5 protein-coding genes are annotated in these 6,037 nt (G+C 62.6%); 4 read left to right on the top strand and 1 reads right to left on the bottom strand.

Going from position 1 to position 6,037, the window contains the following annotated elements; translation table 11 throughout:
• Positions 1-167 precede the first annotated feature (167 nt).
• The 4 genes from VBO01S_RS30505 (at position 168) to VBO01S_RS30490 (ending at position 4,658) form a co-directional block, all read left to right on the top strand.
• A complete protein-coding gene (locus VBO01S_RS30505; RefSeq protein WP_062482713.1) occupies positions 168-1,007 on the top strand; it encodes a DUF4123 domain-containing protein in 840 nt (279 codons plus the stop codon).
• Positions 1,008-1,029: 22 nt separating this feature from the next.
• Positions 1,030-1,782, top strand: a complete 753-nt coding sequence (locus VBO01S_RS30500) for a DUF3304 domain-containing protein (protein ID WP_062482712.1) — start codon at positions 1,030-1,032, stop codon at positions 1,780-1,782.
• 75 nt (positions 1,783-1,857) lie between these two features.
• Positions 1,858-2,610 (top strand): DUF3304 domain-containing protein, encoded by a 753-nt coding sequence (locus VBO01S_RS30495; protein ID WP_062482709.1) that lies wholly within the window; start codon positions 1,858-1,860, stop codon positions 2,608-2,610.
• Positions 2,607-4,658: a T6SS phospholipase effector Tle1-like catalytic domain-containing protein gene (locus VBO01S_RS30490; RefSeq protein ID WP_062482706.1), complete on the top strand. Its 2,052-nt coding sequence runs from the start codon at positions 2,607-2,609 to the stop codon at positions 4,656-4,658. Before VBO01S_RS30495 ends, VBO01S_RS30490 begins: the two co-directional genes overlap by 4 nt.
• A 36-nt stretch (positions 4,659-4,694) precedes the next feature.
• Here the strand turns inward: VBO01S_RS30490 and VBO01S_RS30485 are convergent.
• On the bottom strand, positions 4,695-6,037 hold a 1,343-nt coding region (locus tag VBO01S_RS30485), incomplete at its 5' end, for an aldehyde dehydrogenase (RefSeq protein ID WP_062482703.1).

Below are 6,037 nucleotides of genomic sequence, written 5' to 3'. Positions count from 1 at the left end.
CGTTCGAGTGTCCGGGGAAGATCACTTATCACTCGGTGCAGCGCAAACTGGCCGGGCCGGTGCAGAAGAGCTACCCGTTGCCGGCATTTTCCAAGAGCATCTGCGTGGCGTGCCTCCTGAAGTCGCTCAAGTCGGCGCCGGCCTTCACCCAGGTGGAGTAACGCACGATGAACCTGATCGACAAGCCCGCACCCGGATGGATCGACGCCCTGTTTGCGGACGACGGCCCTCTTGCCTCTGGCGCCGAGGGATTTCGCTACGCCTTGATCGATTGCGCATTCGCACCGCAATGCCATCAGCTGATCAAGAGCCACCTGGGCTCCGGCTCTTGGCGGTCGCTCTACGAGAACATGCCCGGCGCTTCAGACGAGGCGATCCGGCATTCACCCGTGCTGTTTAACATCGATGCCGTTGAGAGGCCCCTGCTCGATCGCATGCTGCAGCTGACGAATGGCTTGCCGATGCTCAGTTTCATCCACTCGGCCGAGCCGCTCGAGTCGCTGTTCAAACGCCTGAGCCCCTGGTGCGTCGTGAATGCGGACGGGCAGTATTTCGTGCTGCGCTTTCCCGACACACGGCGCCTGCCGGATGTGCTGGCTGCGCTGTCTCCGTTGCAGCAGATGGCGTTCTGCGGTTCCGGAGCCACATGGCATTTCCGCCGGCGCGACGCCAGCTGGAGCAGTTTCCTTGCACCGGGGAAAATGGCATCCACGTCGCTGGCTCCATGCGCACCGGTACTCGATGGTGATCAATGCGCGCTGCTCATCGCCGGCAGCGAAGTGGACGAGATGGTCGCGAACCTGCTGCAGCTCTCGCCAGCCTATGAAGCTAAGCATTTGCCCTCGGCCTTGCACGCACTTGCGGAACGCGGGCTCGCCGAGGCCAATGCCATGCACCTCGACACGATGGCACAACGGATGAATCTGTGCGAAGTGTTTTGGCTGCATCCCGAACTCAGCCGCAGCGTTCGTTCAGACCATGAGGCGCTGCGCGCCTTGATGGTCTAGCGCACCGCAGCAGGAACAACAGATGCTTCTCAAGAAATGGCTCCTTCCCCTCGTGCTTCTTGCATCCCTGGCCGCGACAGGATGTGCCATCGGTCGTGCCGACAGGGTTCCAGCGTCGGTCAGCGGCGTCAACTACACCGACCAGGACATCCACTACCGGCTGTTCGACCCCAAGGACCCGAAGCAGACCGTGGTCGCTTCCGAAGAGATCGGGCCGTTTGCCGCAGGAGGTGTGATCTGTTGCTATGACGTGCCGAAGACGTGGGCACCCGGCATCCAGGTCGGCGTGATCCTGCAGAGCTACGACAACAAGGCGGGCGACTACCGGCCGCGCCAGACCTTCATCGTTGATCTGCCGCCTTACGACAAGAGTGGTAAGGCGGGGGATGTGTGGTTCATCAACTACCCAGACGGGACAGTGGGCGTGGTCTCGACCGCTTACCGGCCCAACGGTGAGGGGTGGCCTGGGAAGATCAAGGGATGGCCCAAGCCTTCTTTGGCCTTTCAGCGGGAGTTGTGGGAGAGGGATATGCGGTTGGCAGAGGAAGGGTTGGCGTCGAGTGCAAGGTCGCTGCAAAGACTGAAGAATGACCCGAAAAAGTACCTGAGGGAAGAGTGGGATTGGCTCTCAAAGAGCTATGCATTCAGGCACAAACTAAAGCCATTCTCAGGGCCAGACGATCCCGCATTCTTTGCAGAGGAAAAAGAAACGACGGAGAGGCTCGTGGCGTGGCAGCAAGAGAAGATCGACCGCTTGATGAAGATAAAGCCATGACCATGCTTTCCGAACAACACTGCAAAGAAGCGCCTCGCGCTTTTCGTACTTAGCTTGTCGCAACAGGAACGACAGATGATTCTCAGAAATTGGCTACTTCCCTTTGTGCTTCTTGCATCACTGGCCACCAGTGGTTGTGCGTTAGGCCGCGCCGACACGGTTCCGGCTTCGGTCAGCGGCGTCAACTACACCGACCAGGACATCCGCTATCGACTGTTCGACCCCAAGGACCCGAAGCAGACCGTGGTCGCCTCCGAAGAGATCGGTCCGTTTGCCGCAGGAGGCGTGATCTGTTGCTACAACGTGCCGAAGACCTGGGCACCTGGCATCCAGGTCGGCGTGATCCTGCAGAGCTACGACAACAACGCACGCGACTATCGGCCGCGCCAGAACTTCATCGTTGATCTGCCGCCCTACGACAAGAGTGGCAAGGCGGGGGATGTGTGGTTCATCAACTATCCCGATGGCACGGTGGGTGTCGTTTCAACCGCGTACCGACCTAACGGCGACGAATGGCCCGGGAAGATCAAAGGGTGGCCCAAGCCTTCGCTGGCTTTTCAGCGGGAGTTGTGGGACCGGGATATGCGATTGGCACGGGAAAGTTTGGAGTCGAGCGCGGAAGCACTGCAGGAGTTGAATAAAGATTCCAAAAAATACCTCAAAGAGACATGGGACGAGCGCGCAAAGGAGTTTGCTTATCGAAAGGAACTCGCCGCGTTTTCGGGGCCAGACGATCCCGCTTTTTTCACCAAGGAAAAGGCCATGCTGGAGAGGTTGATAGTCTGGAATCAAGAAAAAATTGATCGGCTGATGAAGGTCAAGCCATGACAGCCCATCTTGCAATCTCGATTGACGAGATGACTTTTTTTAACCCCTCAGATCGAAAAGTATTTTTTGGGAAGAACAACAAGAAGATTGAAGATGACTATGAAGTCGGCCGGGAATTGCGCCCCATAGGCCAGCCCGGCAAATCCTGCGACGTGAATCTCTTCATGGGCTTCTTCTTCGATGGCACGCGAAACAACTACGACAGCAGTACAAAAAACGAGGACTACACGCATTCCAACGTCGCACGCTTGTACGGCGCGTATCCGGGACAGAGCGTGCCTGGGGTGCCAGCTGACCCCGATGCGCAATGGACCACCAACCCCGAAAACTACCAGCACTTCTTCAAGGTCTACGTTCCGGGCGTGGGAACGCCCTTCATGCAAGTGGGCGACAGCGGCGTCGGCAAGGATGCGCTGCTGGGCAACGCCACTGCTCGCTACGGCGAGCGCCGCATCCTGTGGGCGTTGGCGCAAGCGCTCAACTGCGTCTACCGCTACCTCACCCGGAGCGGCAAAGGGCCGGGGTTATTCTCGGCCGAAGAGGTGATGCGGTTCTGCGAGGATTTCAGCCTCGGCAAGGAGGAGCTTCTGGAGGCGTCCAATGGGGCCGCTGAGAAGCGCCAACGCGACAACAAGAATCGCCGCACGCTGGAGGTGATGCTCAACAAGCTGCACGATTCAATCAGGCCGCACATGATCGACCCCGAAACCGGCCGGTGCAGCAAGGTCGATCCAGGTCGGGTGCAACGCATCTTCGTCAGCGCATTCGGCTTTTCGCGGGGAGCAGCCGAGGCACGGGTCTTCGTCAACTGGTTCCTGGCGATGTGCCAGATCGATGCTGAACTTCGCGGGCAGACGGGGCCGACGTTGGCCTCGTTCCCGGTGACCTTCGACTTCCTGGGATTGTTCGATACGGTCGCGTCGGTCGGTGTAGCGGCCTCGTCTCTGTTCGCCGACGGGCATGGCGGATGGGCCGATGCGGACGCCTCGATGCGCATTCCGGCCGAGGTCCCCTGCCTGCACATCGTGGCCGCGCACGAGTTCCGTCGCAGCTTTCCGTCGGATTCCGTTCACGTCGGCAATACGTTGCCTGAGAATTCTCGGGAGTGGGTGTGCCCCGGCATGCACTCGGACGTCGGCGGAGGCTACATGCCGACGGAGCAGGGCAAGGGAGTCCATCCCAAAGGCGATGACATGCTCTCGCGCATTCCCCTCGCCCTGATGTACCGTGAGGCGCGAATACTGGGCGTGCCACTGAAGCTGGAACTGGCACGTCCGGTCATCAAGGATCAGTTCATGGTCGCCAAGGAACTGATCCGTGATTTCAACGCCTACCTTGCCGTATGCCAGGTCAAGGAAGGTCTGTTGCGCGACATCATGGCGGAGCAGCGCAAGCTGTTCATCCAGTGGCGCAAGTCCTGGGCTGGCCACGCGGCCACCATGCCGTTCGTCTTGCGCGCTTCGGAGGCAGACCGGGCGGACCTCAAGTCGGCCGACGAGCAGTTCGTCAAGGAAGTAGAAGACTTCGAAGCCTGGCGAAAGAAAAAGAAGCGGATCAGCGGTCGCAACAGCCCGGACGGCACGCCGCGCGAGGTCGACAACGTGCCCGGCATCGATTCGGAGCGGGTGGGCGAGTGGGGGCGTATCGAGCCGTACTGGAACGAGCCCGTGCTCACCAGCAAGCTGTTCGAGGACCGTGTGCACGATTCTCACGCATGGTTCAAGCTCACTGGTCCCGAGGCGGCCGAGTTCAAGGCGCAACTCGAAAAGCTGGTGGCCCGCAAGAAAAAGGCGGACGAGGCACGCACGGGGATCGATCCACCCAGAGGTGGAGCACCGGCCGGGCTGACGCGCCGCCAGGAGCGATGGGTCAACCTGTACCTGACCACGGGCGAGTATGCGCCCGATTTCACGGAAGGGCGCGAATGGTATGCATGGGGGGCCGGCTACCTGCGCTATCGCCGTGTGTATGCGGGCGCGGACGAGACACGGCTGACTCAGAACCGTCGGCCCGCCGAAAGGGAATCGCGGGAGCCGATGACGGCTTGATCGGAACGGCGGGGCGGCGCCCTGCCGCTCCCTTGTTCAGAACGGATAGTGCCGAGGCGTCGTCTGCACCGTGATCCACCGCAGCTCCGTGAACGCCTCGACGCCGGCTCGCCCACCGAACCGCCCGTACCCTGACGACTTGACACCGCCAAACGGCATCTGCGCCTCGTCGTGCACCGTCGGTCCGTTCACATGGCAGATCCCCGCCTCGATGCGCTGCGCTACGTTCCACGCGCGTGCCACGTCGCGGCCGAACACGGCGGATGACAAACCAAACTCGTTGTCGTTCGCCACCGCCACCGCCTCTTCCACGCCGTTCACGCGCACGACCGCCTTCACCGGCCCGAAGGATTCCTCGCGGTAGATGGCCATCGCGGGCGTGACGTGGTCGAGCACGGTGGCGGGCATCAGCGTGTTCTGTGCCTTGCCGCCGCACACGAGCACGGCGCCCTTGGCGAGGGCGTCGTCGATCAGGGCGTTGCAGCGTGTCACGGTGCTCATGTCGACGACCGAGCCCAGCACGACGGGGCCTTCGCGCGGGTCGCCGAGCGGCAAGGCCTGTGCGCGGGTGGCGAACTTCGAAACGAACTCGTCGGCGACGGCGTTGTCGACCACGAGGCGTTCGGTCGACATGCAGATCTGGCCCGAGTTGGCGAAGGCGCCGAAGATCGCGCCGTTCACGGCCGCGTCGATGTCGGCGTCGTCCAGCACCACGAAGGGCGCCTTGCCGCCGAGTTCGAGCACGGCGGGTTTCAGGTACGTGGCGCAGGTCTGCGCGATCAGCCGGCCCACGCGCGTGGAGCCGGTGAAGTTGACGCGCCGCACCGCCGGGTGCGCGACCATGGCCTCGACCACGGCGCTTGCATCAGCGGGCGCGTTGGTCACGAAGTTGACCGTGCCCTTGGGCAGGCCGGCCTCGGCCAGCGCTTCGATGATGAGCGCATGCGTCTCGGGACACAGCTCGGAGCCCTTGAGCACGACGGTGTTGCCGCAGGCCAGCGGCGTGGCGATGGCGCGCGTGGCCAGGATCACGGGGGCGTTCCATGGCGCGATGCCCAGCACCACGCCAGCGGCCTGCCGCACGCCCATGGCAAGGCTGCCGGGCACGTCGGACGGAATGACTTCGCCCGCGATCTGCGTGGTGAGCGACGCGGCCTCGGTGAGGATGCCGGCCGCGAGGTGCACGTTGAAGCCGGCCCACAGCGCCGAAGCGCCGGTCTCGCGCGCCATGGCCTGCACGAAGGCGTCGGCGCGCGCTTCGAGTGCGTGCGCGGCCTTGAGCAGCAGGGCGCGGCGCTCGTTGGGGCCGGTCTGCGACCAGGTGGCGAAGGCGCGCTGCGCGGCGTCGACGGCAGCGACTGCGTCGGCGGGCGTGGCCG

The sequence above is a fragment of the Variovorax boronicumulans NBRC 103145 genome (assembly GCF_001591345.1).
Lineage (GTDB): Bacteria > Pseudomonadota > Gammaproteobacteria > Burkholderiales > Burkholderiaceae_C > Variovorax > Variovorax boronicumulans.
Note: the sequence above shows the minus strand (reverse complement) of the source record. Positions and strands in the feature narration are given on the sequence as shown.

Excerpts from the sequence above, each read along its gene's own strand:
- VBO01S_RS30505 (WP_062482713.1), top strand. The coding sequence starts at position 168 with ATGAACCTGATCGACAAGCCCGCACCCGGATGGATCGACGCCCTGTTT.
- VBO01S_RS30500 (WP_062482712.1), top strand. The coding sequence starts at position 1,030 with ATGCTTCTCAAGAAATGGCTCCTTCCCCTCGTGCTTCTTGCATCCCTG.
- VBO01S_RS30495 (WP_062482709.1), top strand. The coding sequence starts at position 1,858 with ATGATTCTCAGAAATTGGCTACTTCCCTTTGTGCTTCTTGCATCACTG.
- VBO01S_RS30490 (WP_062482706.1), top strand. The coding sequence starts at position 2,607 with ATGACAGCCCATCTTGCAATCTCGATTGACGAGATGACTTTTTTTAAC.